The organism is Pseudomonas sp. KBS0707, from assembly GCF_005937945.2.
Lineage (GTDB): Bacteria > Pseudomonadota > Gammaproteobacteria > Pseudomonadales > Pseudomonadaceae > Aquipseudomonas > Aquipseudomonas amygdali.
The window spans coordinates 5,857,014-5,873,021 of record NZ_CP041754.1; the positions used below are offsets into that span (position 1 = coordinate 5,857,014).

General features: G+C 59.3%; 7 protein-coding genes and 5 pseudogenes. 3 read left to right on the plus strand and 9 right to left on the minus strand.

What is annotated here, in order from left to right; translation table 11 throughout:
- The first annotated feature begins 77 nt into the window (after positions 1-77).
- Positions 78-1,403, plus strand: a complete 1,326-nt coding sequence (locus FFH21_RS28250; protein ID WP_004660314.1) for an FAD-binding oxidoreductase — start codon at positions 78-80, stop codon at positions 1,401-1,403.
- A gap of 201 nt (positions 1,404-1,604) precedes the next feature.
- On the opposite strand, the pseudogene FFH21_RS28260 reads toward FFH21_RS28250, so the two are convergent.
- The 7 genes and pseudogenes from FFH21_RS28260 to glyQ all read right to left on the minus strand — a co-directional run bounded on the left by FFH21_RS28260 (position 1,605) and on the right by glyQ (position 10,657).
- A pseudogene (locus FFH21_RS28260) lies at positions 1,605-2,837 on the minus strand (IS91-like element IS801 family transposase).
- 279 nt (positions 2,838-3,116) lie between these two features.
- Positions 3,117-4,349: pseudogene (locus FFH21_RS28275) on the minus strand (IS91-like element IS801 family transposase).
- 86 nt (positions 4,350-4,435) lie between these two features.
- Positions 4,436-5,878: pseudogene (locus tag FFH21_RS28280) on the minus strand (FdhF/YdeP family oxidoreductase); the annotation flags it as partial.
- A gap of 388 nt (positions 5,879-6,266) precedes the next feature.
- Positions 6,267-7,037 carry a 1-acyl-sn-glycerol-3-phosphate acyltransferase gene (locus FFH21_RS28285; RefSeq protein WP_011167284.1) on the minus strand — a complete coding sequence of 257 codons (771 nt, stop codon included), beginning with the start codon at positions 7,035-7,037 and terminating at the stop codon, positions 6,267-6,269.
- 65 nt (positions 7,038-7,102) lie between these two features.
- Positions 7,103-7,648, minus strand: coding sequence for a D-glycero-beta-D-manno-heptose 1,7-bisphosphate 7-phosphatase (gene gmhB, locus FFH21_RS28290; RefSeq protein ID WP_011167285.1), 546 nt, complete (start codon positions 7,646-7,648; stop codon positions 7,103-7,105).
- A gap of 10 nt (positions 7,649-7,658) precedes the next feature.
- Positions 7,659-9,713 (minus strand): glycine--tRNA ligase subunit beta, encoded by a 2,055-nt coding sequence (glyS, locus tag FFH21_RS28295; RefSeq protein ID WP_002551325.1) that lies wholly within the window; start codon positions 9,711-9,713, stop codon positions 7,659-7,661.
- The gene (gene glyQ, locus FFH21_RS28300; RefSeq protein WP_002551326.1) at positions 9,710-10,657 is read right to left on the minus strand and encodes a glycine--tRNA ligase subunit alpha; all 948 of its coding nucleotides are present in this window, start codon (positions 10,655-10,657) and stop codon (positions 9,710-9,712) included. The genes glyS and glyQ overlap by 4 nt, the downstream gene beginning before the upstream one ends.
- 80 nt (positions 10,658-10,737) lie before the next feature.
- Between glyQ and FFH21_RS28305 the strand changes: the two genes are divergently transcribed.
- Both FFH21_RS28305 and FFH21_RS28310 read left to right on the plus strand, forming a co-directional pair.
- Positions 10,738-11,289 (plus strand): DNA-3-methyladenine glycosylase I, encoded by a 552-nt coding sequence (locus FFH21_RS28305; RefSeq protein ID WP_011167286.1) that lies wholly within the window; start codon positions 10,738-10,740, stop codon positions 11,287-11,289.
- A 38-nt stretch (positions 11,290-11,327) separates the two neighbouring features.
- Entirely contained in the window at positions 11,328-12,215 is an 888-nt protein-coding gene (locus FFH21_RS28310) for a lysophospholipid acyltransferase (RefSeq protein WP_004660326.1), read from the plus strand.
- A gap of 822 nt (positions 12,216-13,037) precedes the next feature.
- Here the strand turns inward: FFH21_RS28310 and FFH21_RS28330 are convergent.
- Both FFH21_RS28330 and FFH21_RS28335 read right to left on the minus strand, forming a co-directional pair.
- Positions 13,038-14,270 (minus strand): annotated as a pseudogene (locus FFH21_RS28330) (IS91-like element IS801 family transposase).
- Between the two features lie 86 nt (positions 14,271-14,356).
- Positions 14,357-15,949, minus strand: a pseudogene (locus FFH21_RS28335) (FdhF/YdeP family oxidoreductase); the annotation flags it as partial.
- Positions 15,950-16,008 lie beyond the last annotated feature (59 nt).

The following is a 16,008-nucleotide window of genomic DNA, read 5'->3' on the forward strand; positions in this document are numbered from 1 at the left end:
CTGACCGATTAACCTGATCAATATCGCAGCCGCTCAAGGCTGCACGTATTACTACGATATTGGCAGGAATAGCAAAAATGCCCGCACCTCTGATCCCCGTCGAGACCTCCCCCAAGCTTCCCTTGGAGGCAGATGTAGTTGTAATTGGCGGCGGCATAATAGGCAGCTTCACCGCCTACTACCTCGCCCTGCGCGGCATGAAGGTCGCTCTGGTTGAAAAAGGCCGTATCGGTGCCGAGCAATCGAGTCGTAATTGGGGGTGGTGCCGGCAGCAGAATCGGGATGCCCGGGAGCTGCCGATGGCAACCAAAAGCCTGGACCTGTGGGAGCAGTTTGCCAAGCAGAGCGGCGAGCAGACAGGCTTCACCCGCTGCGGCCTGCTTTACTTGAGCAACGACGAGAAAGAACTTGCGGGATGGGCACGCTGGGGAGAATTTGCCCGTACTGTAGGTGTCCAGACTTACATGTTGACCGCCCAGCAGGCTGCTGAACGCGGAAAGGCTACAGGCAAGCAATGGAAGGGCGGAGTCTATGCGCCTACGGATGGTACTGCCGATCCATCTCGTGCAGCACCAGCTGTTGCGCGAGCGATCATGGCGCTGGGCGGCACCGTGCATCAAGGTTGCGCCGCTCGGGGGCTGGAAACCGAAGGTGGGCGATTGTCTGCCGTGGTCACCGAGAACGGCACCATTCGTACCCGGCTCGCGGTACTTGCCGGAGGCGCGTGGGCTTCCTCATTCTGTCGCCAGTACGGTATTAGTTTTCCCCAGGCCACTATTCGCCAGACGGTGATGTCAGTTTCCCCGCCGACCGGTGAGTTGGTGCCCGCATTGCATACTTCAAATGTTTCCATGACTCGCCGTCATGACGGTAGCTACACCCTGGCAATCAGTGGCCGTGGAAGGGTTGATCCTACCCCACAGCTGTTCGGGTTTGCTGCGCAGTTTCTGCCCATGTTTGGGCGCCGTTGGCGCAATCTGGCGCCGGGAGGTCTGGAAGGCTTGCGCTCAGGTCACGAGGGCCGTGGCAGGTGGCGTCTCGACCAGCCGACACCTATGGAGAAAATGCGCATACTCGATCCAAAGGTAGATACATCTGCGGTGGAGTTGACCTACAAGCGCGCGGTGGCGATGGTCCCCGCTCTCAAGCAATCATCGGTCAACGCAGCCTGGGCCGGTTATGTCGACAGCACCCCTGATGGTGTGCCGGGAATAGGCGAAATCGCCAGCCTGCCCGGGCTGGTGCTGGCCGCCGGGTTCAGTGGCCATGGTTTCGGTATTGGACCAGGAGCAGGTCATTTGATCGCTCACATTGTCAGCGGTGTCGCCCCTATCGTCGACCCTAAACCTTATCATCCAGACCGTTTCCACGGTTCAGCCTGGGGCAAGGTGGCAGATTTCTGAGTGAAACGAGGAGCGACGTTCATGCATAGGAATTTCAAAATGCCTATGCATCAGGCTGACGCTATGACGGAGGCGTCATGCCTTCAAAGCGATGGGTAGGAAGACGCTGATGCGTTACTTATGCAGTGAAAATCCCTATCAACAAGCATTAATGCAGGTTATTTCACCGCGAAGCCTAGGTGCGGACGCACCTAGGCCCTGTCAGGGCTTCACGTACCTCATCTGCGCAATCGCCTGAGCGTTGAGGTTCAGTCCCTGCACCGTCAGCCCGCTGATTGCCGCCGTGTATACCATCCGCGCGCCACACAGCACGCAGCGGAACGGATCGACGTTTAGAAAGGCTTTGGCCATCTGCACAAAATACAGCTTCGGTGTCGGTCCTGGCGTCGCCATCTTCAGTGCTTCATAGACCTTTGGCAGGTACTGCCCGCAGACCCGATTGGCCAGAAAACCAAAATACCGGATCATCCGGAAATGCTTTTCCGGGATGTGCTGCACCACCCGGAAAAGCATGTCGGCCTGGCTCAGCGTTTCCTGCTGATAGGTCTGTGTGCGGTGATCCAGGTAGGTGAAGCTCAACGTGGCCCCGTTGGTGTAATGCGCCAGACGACTGCCCGAGATGGGCGGTTTTTTCAGGTAGCGGCCCAGGTAATTGACGGTCTTTCGGCCGTTTTTCGTCTTCTTCGACAAGTGGATGTGCCAGTGCTGGCCACCAGCGGTCAGTATCAAACGGCGCCAGTCGCTTTCACAGAGGATGTGGGCCAGCGGCGGCGGCATCGTCAGTTGCGAAAGCGGCTGTCCCAGCAGGTAATCGCGCACCAGCCACATCCAGCGCCGCCGCAGGGCCTCTTTGTGGAACGACAGATTTTTCCAGACGCCCTGCTCATCCAGGCCGCCCGCGGTCACCGACAGGTGGACGTGGGGATGCCAGTTGAGCCGCCGGCCATAGGTGTGCAGCGCCCCTTAAATCCCGACGCGCAAACCGCGCCGCTTGGCGGCGTAGATCAGGTTATCGGCCGCCAGCCGAAACAGCGCATCGAGCAGCCAGCGGTTGTAGAAGAACAGGGGCCATAGCGTGTCGGGCAGCGTGAACACCAGATGCTGCCAGGGGCAGTCGGGCAGACGGTTGTTTTGCACGGTGATCCACTGGTCGGTGGCCTTTTTGCCGCAGGAGGGACAGGCCCGGCAATGGCAGGTGTTGCACAGGTATTTGACGTGCGGGCAGCTGTGGTTGCCGCAGGTGTAGTGTTTGACGCCCAGTATCGAGGTGCCGCAGGCGAGCATTTTGGTGACGGACTCGACTTCGATGTCGCGTAAGCCGCCCTCCTCGAGGAGGTGTGCCCAGCACTGGTTAGCGGTGAAGAGGTTTTTGAGCGGTCGAGGTGTGTAGGCAGGACTCATCTGAAGCAGCAGCGGTGGGTAAGCAGGCTTCATGATGGTCAATAACGGGCCTCATGGCAAAGCTCAAATCGATGTTTCTGCTGCTACGCGATCGTAAGAACGGGCGATTTGCAGCCGCAGGCTGCCCTGTTCATGCATAGGAATTTCAAAATGCCTATGCATCAGGCTGACGCTATGACGGAGGCGTCATGCCTTCAAAGCGATGGGTAGGAAGACGCTGATGCGTTACTTATGCAGTGAAAATCCCTATCAACAAGTATTAATGCAGGTTATTTCACCGCGAAGCCTAGGTGCGGACGCACCTAGGCCCTGTCAGGGCTTCACGTACCTCATCTGCGCAATCGCCTGAGCGTTGAGGTTCAGTCCCTGCACCGTCAGCCCGCTGATTGCCGCCGTGTATACCATCCGCGCGCCACACAGCACGCAGCGGAACGGATCGACGTTTAGAAAGGCTTTGGCCATCTGCACAAAATACAGCTTCGGTGTCGGTCCTGGCGTCGCCATCTTCAGTGCTTCATAGACCTTTGGCAGGTACTGCCTGCAGACCCGATTGGCCAGAAATCCAAAATACCGGATCATCCGAAAGTGCTTCTCCGGGATGTGCTGCACCACCCGGAAAAGCATGTCGGCCTGGCTCAGCGTTTCCTGCTGATAGGTCTGTGTGCGGTGATCCAGGTAGGTGAAGCTCAACGTGGCCCCGTTGGTGTAATGCGCCAGACGACTGCCCGAGATGGGCGGTTTTTTCAGGTAGCGGCCCAGGTAATTGACGGTCTTTCGGCCGTTTTTCGTCTTCTTCGACAAGTGGATGTGCCAGTGCTGGCCACCAGCGGTCAGTATCAAACGGCGCCAGTCGCTTTCACAGAGGATGTGGGCCAGCGGCGGCGGCATCGTCAGTTGCGAAAGCGGCTGTCCCAGCAGGTAATCGCGCACCAGCCACATCCAGCGCCGCCGCAGGGCCTCTTTGTGGAACGACAGATTTTTCCAGACGCCCTGCTCATCCAGGCCGCCCGCGGTCACCGACAGGTGGACGTGGGGATGCCAGTTGAGCCGCCGGCCATAGGTGTGCAGCGCCCCTTAAATCCCGACGCGCAAACCGCGCCGCTTGGCGGCGTAGATCAGGTTATCGGCCGCCAGCCGAAACAGCGCATCGAGCAGCCAGCGGTTGTAGAAGAACAGGGGCCATAGCGTGTCGGGCAGCGTGAACACCAGATGCTGCCAGGGGCAGTCGGGCAGACGGTTGTTTTGCACGGTGATCCACTGGTCGGTGGCCTTTTTGCCGCAGGAGGGACAGGCCCGGCAATGGCAGGTGTTGCACAGGTATTTGACGTGCGGGCAGCTGTGGTTGCCGCAGGTGTAGTGTTTGACGCCCAGTATCGAGGTGCCGCAGGCGAGCATTTTGGTGACGGACTCGACTTCGATGTCGCGTAAGCCGCCCTCCTCGAGGAGGTGTGCCCAGCACTGGTTAGCGGTGAAGAGGTTTTTGAGCGGTCGAGGTGTGTAGGCAGGACTCATCTGAAGCAGCAGCGGTGGGTAAGCAGGCTTCATGATGGTCAATAACGGGCCTCATGGCAAAGCTCAAATCGATGTTTCTGCTGCTACGCGATCGTAAGAACGGGCGATTTGCAGCCGCAGGCTGCCCTGTTCTGCAGGTCGCGTTCCGAACGCGCCACGCATGGCAGCAGAAAGGCCTTCTGACCATGCACCGTCGCGCTGCGGTTGAGTTTGGTGTTGACCAGCACCGTCATTTTCAAACGGCTGACGGTCGGGCAGATCACATCGGTGTCCGGGATGGCGCGGAATAAATTACCGCCCATGGAAATGAGTGCTTCCACCTCGCCACGCAACAGGGCTTCGCAGGTCTGGGCCACGGCATGGCCTTTTTTTCTGGACGCTTCGAAACCGAACACCTTGCTCATGCTGGCCAGAAACGGTTCGCCGGCCTTTTCATAGATGCCCATCGTCCTGTCGCCCTGTACGTTGGAATGCCCACGCACCGGGCAAGCCCCCGCACCGAGCTTGCCGATGTTGCCGCGCAACAGCAGCAGGTTGATGATCTGCTGCATGGCATCACCGCCACGCTTGTGCTGAGTGATGCCCATCCCCCAGCAGCAGATGACCCCCTTCGAGCGCTTATAAACCGCAGCCACCTCTTCGATGGCCTGGCGCGTCAGGCCCGAATGGCGCTCGATGGTGTCCCAGGGCAACTGTCGGCAATAATCGGCGTACTGCTCAAAACCATGGGTGTGTTCTTCAATGAACGCCACATCGAGGACGCGCGGCAGGTTTTCACGGTGGGCCACGTCGTCGGCTTCGATCACGGCCTTGCAAACGCCTTGCAGGGCGATCATGTCGCCGCCGATTCTCACCTGATGGTACTGCGAGCTGATCTCTACGCCATGAAGGCTGAGCATGTCGCGCGGGTCCTGCGGCGCCGCAAAGCATACCAGCGCCCTTTCCCGCAGCGGGTTGAACGAGATGATGCTGGCACCCCGTTTTGCGGCCGCATGCAGCTCGGACATCATGCGCGGGCTGTTGCTTCCGGGGTTCTGACCAATGATGAAAATCGCGTCGGCGTTCTCGAAATCTTCCAGCGTCGTGGTGCCCTTGCCGACCCCGATCGACTCGGGCAGCGCCGCAGTGGTGGTTTCATGGCACATGTTCGAGCAGTCAGGGAAGTTGGCCATGCCGTACAGCCGACCGAACAGCTGATACAGAAAGGCGGCTTCGTTCGACGTGCGCCCGGAGGTGTACAGCTCCAGCTTCCACGGATCGCTCAGGCCGCGCAGCTCTGCGCCGATCTCGGCGAACGCCTCGTCCCAGGTGACGGGCAGGTATTTGTCAGTGGCTGCGTCGTAGCGCATCGGCTCGGTGATACGGCCTTTTGCTTCCAGCTCGTGATCGCTCCAGGTCGCCAGTTCGCTGACCGTATGCCGGGCGAAAAACTCAGGCGTCACGCGTTTTTTGGTCGATTCCCAGGCCAGCGCTTTTGCACCGTTCTCACAGTATTCAAACGTGTGCGGTTTCTTTGGGTCCGGCCAGGAGCAACTGGGGCAATCGAAGCCGCCAGGCTTGTTCCACAGCGACTGCCGTGCTTAAATCAGCGTGGGCACCGTCAACAACTGTGTGCGTGTTGAAGCTGAGAAAACTTACGACCGGTGTTCCACGTGGAACACCACAGTTTTGGGACATCAGTGACTATTCGACGCATTAATGGATCCGGCCACCCTTCTGCCCTTTCAGAAATATTGGAGCGGTACGTTGGCCTAAGCGAAGTTGGCTTCGCCTCGGGCGTTAACCCACGCAAAAAAAACCGACCTTTTTGAGGTCGGTTTTTGATACATCACCAAAACTTATGCACGTTTTTCCGGTTTTTATAGCCTGAAAAAATATGTATACGAATTAAAGAGTTAGCCAGGGTTTTTGACGGATTTAAGAAAAACTGTACACAGGTTATCCACAAAATCACGCCGGGACTTTTTCAGGACTTGCTGCTGGTGTAACAGGCGAGCCCATCGCGCGCTGCGCTTCCTCATTCCAGGCCTGCACACGGTCATTCAACGCAGCAATGGCGCGCGGGCCTGTACCTTCTGCGTACATCGGTTCGCCAATCACTACCTGAATAGTGCCTGGCTTTTTCGCCCAGCCATCTCGAGGCCAGTATTTGCCAGCGTTATGCGCGACAGGCAGGACTGGCAGATCAGCGTTTACCGCCAACGCAGTACCGCCGCGAGAGAATTTTCCGACTTGGCCATAAGGTACGCGTGTACCCTCCGGGAATATCAGCACCCAGACGCCATCCTTTAGAAGTTCGTCGCCTTTCTTGGCGATTTCCCGCAGTGCGGCTTTAGGGTTATCACGGTCAATGGCAATGGGGCGCAGCATCGCCATGGCCCAGCCGAAGAACGGCACATACAGCAGCTCACGCTTGAGGACCTGGCTCATCGGCTCGAAGTACGCCGACAGGAAGAAAGTCTCCCAGGTGCTCTGATGGTTGGAGATGATCACGCAGGGGGGGGTCGGTACGTTTTCGGCGCCAGTCACTTCAACCTGGATGTTCAGAAACACCTTGGTCAGCCAGATGGCGCAGCGGCACCAATAGACGTTAATGAAGCGATAGCGGGCTTTGAACGGCAGAAAAGGCGCAATGAAAAAACTCAACGTGCACCACAACAGCGAGCTGGTGCCCAGCAACAGGTAGAAAAAGAAGGTCCTGATTGCCTGCATGATCGACATAGTTACGTTTACCGTACGGGCAGGTGCCCGCTCCTTGAGCGCCCTGAACCTGAAGAGCTGACTGTTCAGTGAGCGCTGTTGTGGATAAGTTCTGCGGCAACTGCCGCCAGATCGTCAAAAATCAACGTGCCTGCCGGCACTCCGCCTTCCATCGTCTTGCGGCCTTTGCCGGTCATCACCAGCACAGGCTGAGAATCGACGGCCAAAGCGGCCTGTAGGTCACCTTTACTGTCGCCCACGAACCAGAGACCTTTGGGGTCTACTGCGTAATGAGTGACGATGGCCTGCAGCATGCCGGGTTTGGGCTTGCGGCAGCTACAGGCATCGTCTGGCCCATGCGGGCAGTAGACGATCAAACCGACCTCGCCACCCTGCTCTGCCACCAGCTTGCGCAAGCGCTCATGCATGGCGTCCAGCGTGGCCAGATCATAATAACCTCGGGCAATGCCCGACTGGTTAGTGGCGACGGCCACCGTCCAGCCGGCCTTGCTCAGATCTGCGATAGCCTTGATCGAGCCGGGAATGGGCACCCACTCCTTCACTGACTTTATGTAAGCATCGGAGTCATGGTTGATGACTCCGTCTCGATCAAGTATCAGCAGTTTCACCATCGACTCCTTCTCAGCCCAGCAGCGAGATATCGGCAACGCCAAGGAACAGGCCGCGCAAACGCGACAACAAGGCATAACGGTTGGCGCGCACATTGGCGTCTTCCGCGTTGACCATTACCGCTTCGAAGAATGCATCGACCGGCTCACGCAGCATCGCCAGACGCGCCAGCGATTCGCTGTATTGACGCTCGGCAGCCATCGGCTGGACCGCGTGGTCAGCCTGCTGAATAGCCGAGTACAGCGAAAACTCGTTGGCGTTGTCGAAATACTTGGGCTCGACGGTCTGGGCAATGCTGCCCTCGGCCTTGCTCAACAGGTTCGATACGCGCTTGTTCACCGCGGCCAGTGCAGCGGCCTGTGGCAGTTTGCGGAAAGCCTGGACCGCCTGAACACGCTGATCGAAATCCAGCGCCGAAGCAGGTTGCAGCGCACGTACCGAGAGGTACACAGCCACATCGACGCCTTCGTCTTCATAACGCGCACGCAGACGGTCGAAGATGAAGTCGAGTACCTGCTCCGCCAGACCGGCAGGCTTGATCTTCGCGCCAAACTGCGTGACTGCGAATTTCACCGTTTCGACCAGGTTCAGGTCGAGCTTCTTCTCGATCAGAATACGCAGGATACCCAACGCAGCACGACGCAGCGCATAGGGGTCTTTGCTGCCGGTGGGCAGCATGCCGATACCGAAGATACCGACCAGCGTGTCGAGTTTGTCGGCGATGGCCACCGCAGCGCCAGTCAGCGTTGTCGGCAGTTCGGCGCCCGCGCCACGTGGCATGTACTGCTCGTTGAGCGCCAGCGCAACATCTTCAGGTTCGCCGTCCGCCTTGGCGTAGTAGTAACCGGCAATGCCCTGCATTTCCGGGAACTCGCCGACCATCTCGCTCGACAGGTCGCACTTGGACAGCAGGCCAGCCCGTGCCGCACGCTGGGCGTCGCCGCCGATGCGCGGGGCGATGTAGGCAGCCAGTTTCGAGACGCGCTCGGCTTTGTCGAACACGCTACCCAATTGTGCCTGGAACACGACGTTTTTCAGACGATCGTTGAAGGTTTCCAGCTTCTGCTTCTTGTCCTGCTTGAAGAAGAACTCGGCATCAGTCAGGCGTGGACGAACCACCTTCTCGTTACCGGCAACGATTTGCGCCGGGTCTTTGCTCTCGATGTTGGCCACGGTGATAAAGCGCGGCAGCAACTTGCCTTCGGCATCCAGCAGGCAAAAGTATTTCTGGTTGTCCTGCATGGTAGTAATCAGCGCTTCCTGAGGTACTTCCAGGAAACGTTCTTCAAAAGAGCACACCAGCGGAACCGGCCACTCGACCAGACCGGCCACTTCGTCCAGCAGGCTTGGCGGCACGATGGCGGTGCCTTCCTGTTGGGTGGCCAGCTCGTCGACGCGCTTGCTGATGATCTGCCGACGTTCATTGAAGTCGGCCAGTACGTGCGCGGCGCGCAGGTCGCTGAGGTACCCGGCAGGCGAAGAAATACGCACGTCTTGCGGGTGATGGAAGCGATGACCACGAGAATGACGACCCGCGCTCTGGGCAAGGATCGTGCAGTCAACCACCTGATCACCGAACAGCATCACCAGCCACTGGGTCGGACGCACGAACTCTTCCTTGCGGGCACCCCAGCGCATACGCTTGGCAATCGGCAGGTCGTTCAGCGAGTCTTCGACAATGGTTGGCAGCAGCGACGTGGTCGGCTTGCCGAGGATGGTCTGGCTGTAGCGCAGTTTCGGGCCGCTCTGATCGATTTCGCTCAGGTCGACGCCGCACTTCTTGGCGAAGCCCAGTGCTGCCTGCGTCGGGTTGCCGTCCGCATCGAAGGCTGCCTGACGCGGTGGGCCGTCGAGGTTGACGCTGCGATCCGGCTGTTGTGTGGCCAGCGCGGTGATCAGCACGGCCAGGCGACGCGGTGCAGCGTAGACCTGTTTGGCGCTGTAGGTCAGACCTGCGCCCGACAGGCCTTTTTCAATACCGGCCAGAAATGCATCTGCCAGGGAAACGAGGGTCTTGGGTGGCAGTTCTTCAGTGCCCAGTTCAACCAGAAAATCTTGAGCACTCATTGCGCTGCCTCCAGCTTGGCCAACACTTCATCGCGTAGATCGGGCGGCGCCATCGGGAAACCGAGACGGGCGCGGGCCTGCAGGTAGGCCTGAGCCACCGAGCGGGCCAGCGTGCGCACGCGCAGGATGTATTGCTGACGCGCGGTCACGGAAATCGCGCGGCGGGCATCCAGCAGGTTGAAGGTGTGCGAGGCCTTGAGGACCATTTCATAGCCCGGCAACGGCAGCTCCAGCTCGATCAGACGTGCGGCTTCGCTCTCATAGAAATCGAACAGTTCGAACAGTTTGTCGACGTTGGCGTGTTCGAAGTTGTAGGTCGACTGTTCTACCTCGTTTTGATGGAACACGTCGCCGTAAGTCACTTTGCCGAACGGGCCGTCAGCCCAGACCAGATCGTAGACCGAGTCCACGCCCTGCTGGTACATGGCCAGACGCTCAAGGCCGTAAGTGATTTCGCCGGTAACCGGGTAGCACTCAAGGCCGCCGACCTGCTGGAAGTAGGTGAACTGCGAGACTTCCATACCGTTGAGCCAGATCTCCCAGCCCAGACCCCAGGCGCCCAGCGTCGGCGATTCCCAGTTGTCTTCGACGAAACGCACGTCGTGCACCAGCGGATCGAGGCCGATGTGCTTAAGCGAACCCAGGTACAGTTCCTGGAAGTTGTCCGGGTTGGGCTTGAGAATCACCTGGAACTGATAGTAATGCTGCAGGCGGTTCGGGTTTTCGCCGTAGCGGCCGTCAGTCGGGCGACGGCTTGGCTGTACGTAAGCGGCGTTCCAGGTTTCCGGGCCTACGGCGCGCAGAAACGTGGCAGTGTGGAACGTGCCGGCGCCTACTTCCATATCGTAGGGCTGAAGTACCACGCAACCTTGTTCTGCCCAGTATTGCTGGAGGGCGAGGATCAAGTCTTGGAAGGTACGCACGGCTGGCGTAGGCTGGCTCACAAATTTCACCTGTGCTGGGCTGCGATTCAAAGAGCGGGAGTATACCCGATTCGGCCGCACGTCCACTCCTTGGGAGCCCTATGACACGCTGCTTTTGGTGCAACGAAGACCCCCTGTACATCGCTTATCACGATCAGGAGTGGGGAGTGCCGCTGCGCGATGCGCAGAAGCTCTTCGAGTTGCTTTTGCTCGAAGGGTTCCAGGCCGGGCTGTCGTGGATCACGATTCTCAAGCGGCGGGCGCGTTATCGCGAAGTGCTGCACGGCTTTGACGTCGTGCGCCTGGCGCAGCTGAGCGATGCCGAAATAGAGGCGCTGATGCTCGATCCGAGCATTATCCGCAATCGCCTCAAGCTCAAGGCCGTGCGCACCAATGCGCGGGCCTGGCTGGCGCTGCAAGACCCGGCCGGTCTGCTCTGGTCGTTTGTTGGTGGCGAGCCGAAGATCAACCATTTCAAGGATCGCAGCGAAGTGCCGGCGATTACCGCCGAGGCCGAAGCGATGAGCAAGGCGCTGAAAAAGGCCGGCTTCACGTTTGTCGGCCCGACCATCTGTTATGCGTATATGCAGGCCAGCGGTATGGTCATGGATCACACTGTAGATTGTGATCGGTATGCGATCCTGAGCCGCTGACGGTTACACTACCCGCCTCGAGAATCTGGGAGTCATCTGTGGATAAGTTCAAAGGCGCCGTAATGGTCGGAGCGTTGCGATTGTTTGCGCTGTTGCCGTGGCGCGCGGTGCAATGGGCAGGCACTGCGATTGGCTGGCTGATGTGGAAGCTGCCCAACCGCTCGCGCGAAGTGGCACGGATCAACCTGTCCAAGTGCTTCCCCGAGTTGAGCGAGCCCGAGCTGGAAAAGCTCGTTGGCCGCAGCCTCATGGACATCGGCAAGACCTTGACCGAAAGCGCTTGTGCGTGGATCTGGCCTGCGCAGAAATCGATCAACCTGGTGCGTGAAGTCGAAGGGCTTGATGTGCTCAAGGACGCGCTGGCGTCCGGCAAGGGCGTGGTTGGCATCACCAGCCACCTGGGCAACTGGGAAGTGCTTAATCACTTCTATTGCAGCCAGTGCAAGCCGATCATTTTCTATCGTCCACCGAAGCTGAAGGCGGTCGACGACCTTTTGCGCAAGCAGCGTGTGCAGTTGGGCAACCGGGTGGCGGCGTCGACCAAGGAAGGCATTCTCAGTGTCATCAAGGAAGTGCGCAAAGGCGGTTCTGTAGGTATTCCGGCCGATCCGGAGCCGGCTGAGTCTGCGGGTATCTTCGTACCCTTTTGCGGCACCCAGGCCCTGACCAGCAAGTTTGTGCCGAACATGCTGGCGGGCGGCAAGGCGGTCGGTGTATTCCTGCACGCCATGCGCTTGCCGGACGGCTCGGGTTACAAAGTGGTACTCGAAGCGGCCCCTGAAGCCATGTACAGCACCGACACCGAAACCTCGGCAGCGGCGATGAGCAAAGTGGTCGAGAAATACGTGCGGGCCTACCCGAGCCAGTACATGTGGACCATGAAACGCTTCAAGAAACGCCCGGCAGGCGAAGCGCGCTGGTACTAGGAAAGATCGGACGCGGAGCGCCACACGATAGTCGAGATTATCGTTCCGCACGCTTCAGCGTGGGAATGCCGTGCGTGACGCTCCGCGTCACAGATCTGCGCCTCGCCGCGCATTCAAGATCGGACGCAGAGCGTCCAGAACTGCATGCGACGCGGAGCGCCGCACGATAGTCAGGTTATCGTTCCGCACGCTCCAGCGTGGGAATGCCGTGAGTGACGCTCCGCGTCACAGATTTGCGCCTCGCCGCGCATTCAAGATCGGACGCAGAGCGTCCAGAACTGCATGCGACGCGGAGCGCCGCACGATAGTCAGGTTATCGTTTCGCACGCTCCAGCGTGGGAATGCCGTGCGTGACGCTCCGCGTCACAGATCTGCGCCGCGCCGCGCATTCAAGATCGGACGCGGAGCGTCCAGAACTGCATGCGACGCGGAGCGCCGCACGATAGTCAGGTTATCGTTCCGCACGCTCCAGCGTGGGAATGCCGTGCGTGACGCTCCGCGTCACAGATCTGCGCCGCGCCGCGCATTCAAGATCGGACGCGGAGCGCCGCACGATAGTGTTTCCCTCAACTGGCCGCCGCAATCAACCCGCGCCGTTCCAGTGCCACTTGCGTCCCCTCCGAACTCATCCGCACCAGGTTCATGCATAGGAATTTCAAAATGCCTATGCATCAGGCTGACGCTATGACGGAGGCGTCATGCCTTCAAAGCGATGGGTAGGAAGACGCTGATGCGTTACTTATGCAGTGAAAATCCCTATCAACAAGTATTAATGCAGGTTATTTCACCGCGAAGCCTAGGTGCGGACGCACCTAGGCCCTGTCAGGGCTTCACGTACCTCATCTGCGCAATCGCCTGAGCGTTGAGGTTCAGTCCCTGCACCGTCAGCCCGCTGATTGCCGCCGTGTATACCATCCGCGCGCCACACAGCACGCAGCGGAACGGATCGACGTTTAGAAAGGCTTTGGCCATCTGCACAAAATACAGCTTCGGTGTCGGTCCTGGCGTCGCCATCTTCAGTGCTTCATAGACCTTTGGCAGGTACTGCCTGCAGACCCGATTGGCCAGAAATCCAAAATACCGGATCATCCGAAAGTGCTTCTCCGGGATGTGCTGCACCACCCGGAAAAGCATGTCGGCCTGGCTCAGCGTTTCCTGCTGATAGGTCTGTGTGCGGTGATCCAGGTAGGTGAAGCTCAACGTGGCCCCGTTGGTGTAATGCGCCAGACGACTGCCCGAGATGGGCGGTTTTTTCAGGTAGCGGCCCAGGTAATTGACGGTCTTTCGGCCGTTTTTCGTCTTCTTCGACAAGTGGATGTGCCAGTGCTGGCCACCAGCGGTCAGTATCAAACGGCGCCAGTCGCTTTCACAGAGGATGTGGGCCAGCGGCGGCGGCATCGTCAGTTGCGAAAGCGGCTGTCCCAGCAGGTAATCGCGCACCAGCCACATCCAGCGCCGCCGCAGGGCCTCTTTGTGGAACGACAGATTTTTCCAGACGCCCTGCTCATCCAGGCCGCCCGCGGTCACCGACAGGTGGACGTGGGGATGCCAGTTGAGCCGCCGGCCATAGGTGTGCAGCGCCCCTTAAATCCCGACGCGCAAACCGCGCCGCTTGGCGGCGTAGATCAGGTTATCGGCCGCCAGCCGAAACAGCGCATCGAGCAGCCAGCGGTTGTAGAAGAACAGGGGCCATAGCGTGTCGGGCAGCGTGAACACCAGATGCTGCCAGGGGCAGTCGGGCAGACGGTTGTTTTGCACGGTGATCCACTGGTCGGTGGCCTTTTTGCCGCAGGAGGGACAGGCCCGGCAATGGCAGGTGTTGCACAGGTATTTGACGTGCGGGCAGCTGTGGTTGCCGCAGGTGTAGTGTTTGACGCCCAGTATCGAGGTGCCGCAGGCGAGCATTTTGGTGACGGACTCGACTTCGATGTCGCGTAAGCCGCCCTCCTCGAGGAGGTGTGCCCAGCACTGGTTAGCGGTGAAGAGGTTTTTGAGCGGTCGAGGTGTGTAGGCAGGACTCATCTGAAGCAGCAGCGGTGGGTAAGCAGGCTTCATGATGGTCAATAACGGGCCTCATGGCAAAGCTCAAATCGATGTTTCTGCTGCTACGCGATCGTAAGAACGGGCGATTTGCAGCCGCAGGCTGCCCTGTTCTGCAGGTCGCGTTCCGAACGCGCCACGCATGGCAGCAGAAAGGCCTTCTGACCATGCACCGTCGCGCTGCGGTTGAGTTTGGTGTTGACCAGCACCGTCATTTTCAAACGGCTGACGGTCGGGCAGATCACATCGGTGTCCGGGATGGCGCGGAATAAATTACCGCCCATGGAAATGAGTGCTTCCACCTCGCCACGCAACAGGGCTTCGCAGGTCTGGGCCACGGCATGGCCTTTTTTTCTGGACGCTTCGAAACCGAACACCTTGCTCATGCTGGCCAGAAACGGTTCGCCGGCCTTTTCATAGATGCCCATCGTCCTGTCGCCCTGTACGTTGGAATGCCCACGCACCGGGCAAGCCCCCGCACCGAGCTTGCCGATGTTGCCGCGCAACAGCAGCAGGTTGATGATCTGCTGCATGGCATCACCGCCACGCTTGTGCTGAGTGATGCCCATCCCCCAGCAGCAGATGACCCCCTTCGAGCGCTTATAAACCGCAGCCACCTCTTCGATGGCCTGGCGCGTCAGGCCCGAATGGCGCTCGATGGTGTCCCAGGGCAACTGTCGGCAATAATCGGCGTACTGCTCAAAACCATGGGTGTGTTCTTCAATGAACGCCACATCGAGGACGCGCGGCAGGTTTTCACGGTGGGCCACGTCGTCGGCTTCGATCACGGCCTTGCAAACGCCTTGCAGGGCGATCATGTCGCCGCCGATTCTCACCTGATGGTACTGCGAGCTGATCTCTACGCCATGAAGGCTGAGCATGTCGCGCGGGTCCTGCGGCGCCGCAAAGCATACCAGCGCCCTTTCCCGCAGCGGGTTGAACGAGATGATGCTGGCACCCCGTTTTGCGGCCGCATGCAGCTCGGACATCATGCGCGGGCTGTTGCTTCCGGGGTTCTGACCAATGATGAAAATCGCGTCGGCGTTCTCGAAATCTTCCAGCGTCGTGGTGCCCTTGCCGACCCCGATCGACTCGGGCAGCGCCGCAGTGGTGGTTTCATGGCACATGTTCGAGCAGTCAGGGAAGTTGGCCATGCCGTACAGCCGACCGAACAGCTGATACAGAAAGGCGGCTTCGTTCGACGTGCGCCCGGAGGTGTACAGCTCCAGCTTCCACGGATCGCTCAGGCCGCGCAGCTCTGCGCCGATCTCGGCGAACGCCTCGTCCCAGGTGACGGGCAGGTATTTGTCAGTGGCTGCGTCGTAGCGCATCGGCTCGGTGATACGGCCTTTTGCTTCCAGCTCGTGATCGCTCCAGGTCGCCAGTTCGCTGACCGTATGCCGGGCGAAAAACTCAGGCGTCACGCGTTTTTTGGTCGATTCCCAGGCCAGCGCTTTTGCACCGTTCTCACAGTATTCAAACGTGTGCGGTTTCTTTGGGTCCGGCCAGGAGCAACTGGGGCAATCGAAGCCGCCAGGCTTGTTCATGGACAGCAGCGTGCGGTTGCCCTTGATCAGCACATGCTGGTGCAACAGGTGCTTGTTGACCGCACTGAGCGCAGGCCAGCCGCCCGCAGGTGTGCCGTCGGTCTGTGATCCTTGAAGCGGGGCCGGGGAATTTTCCGATTCGGACATGGGGTGCGTTCTCTCTCATAAAGCCCGTGCAGGCATGAAGCTCGTGTGTCTGAGATGCA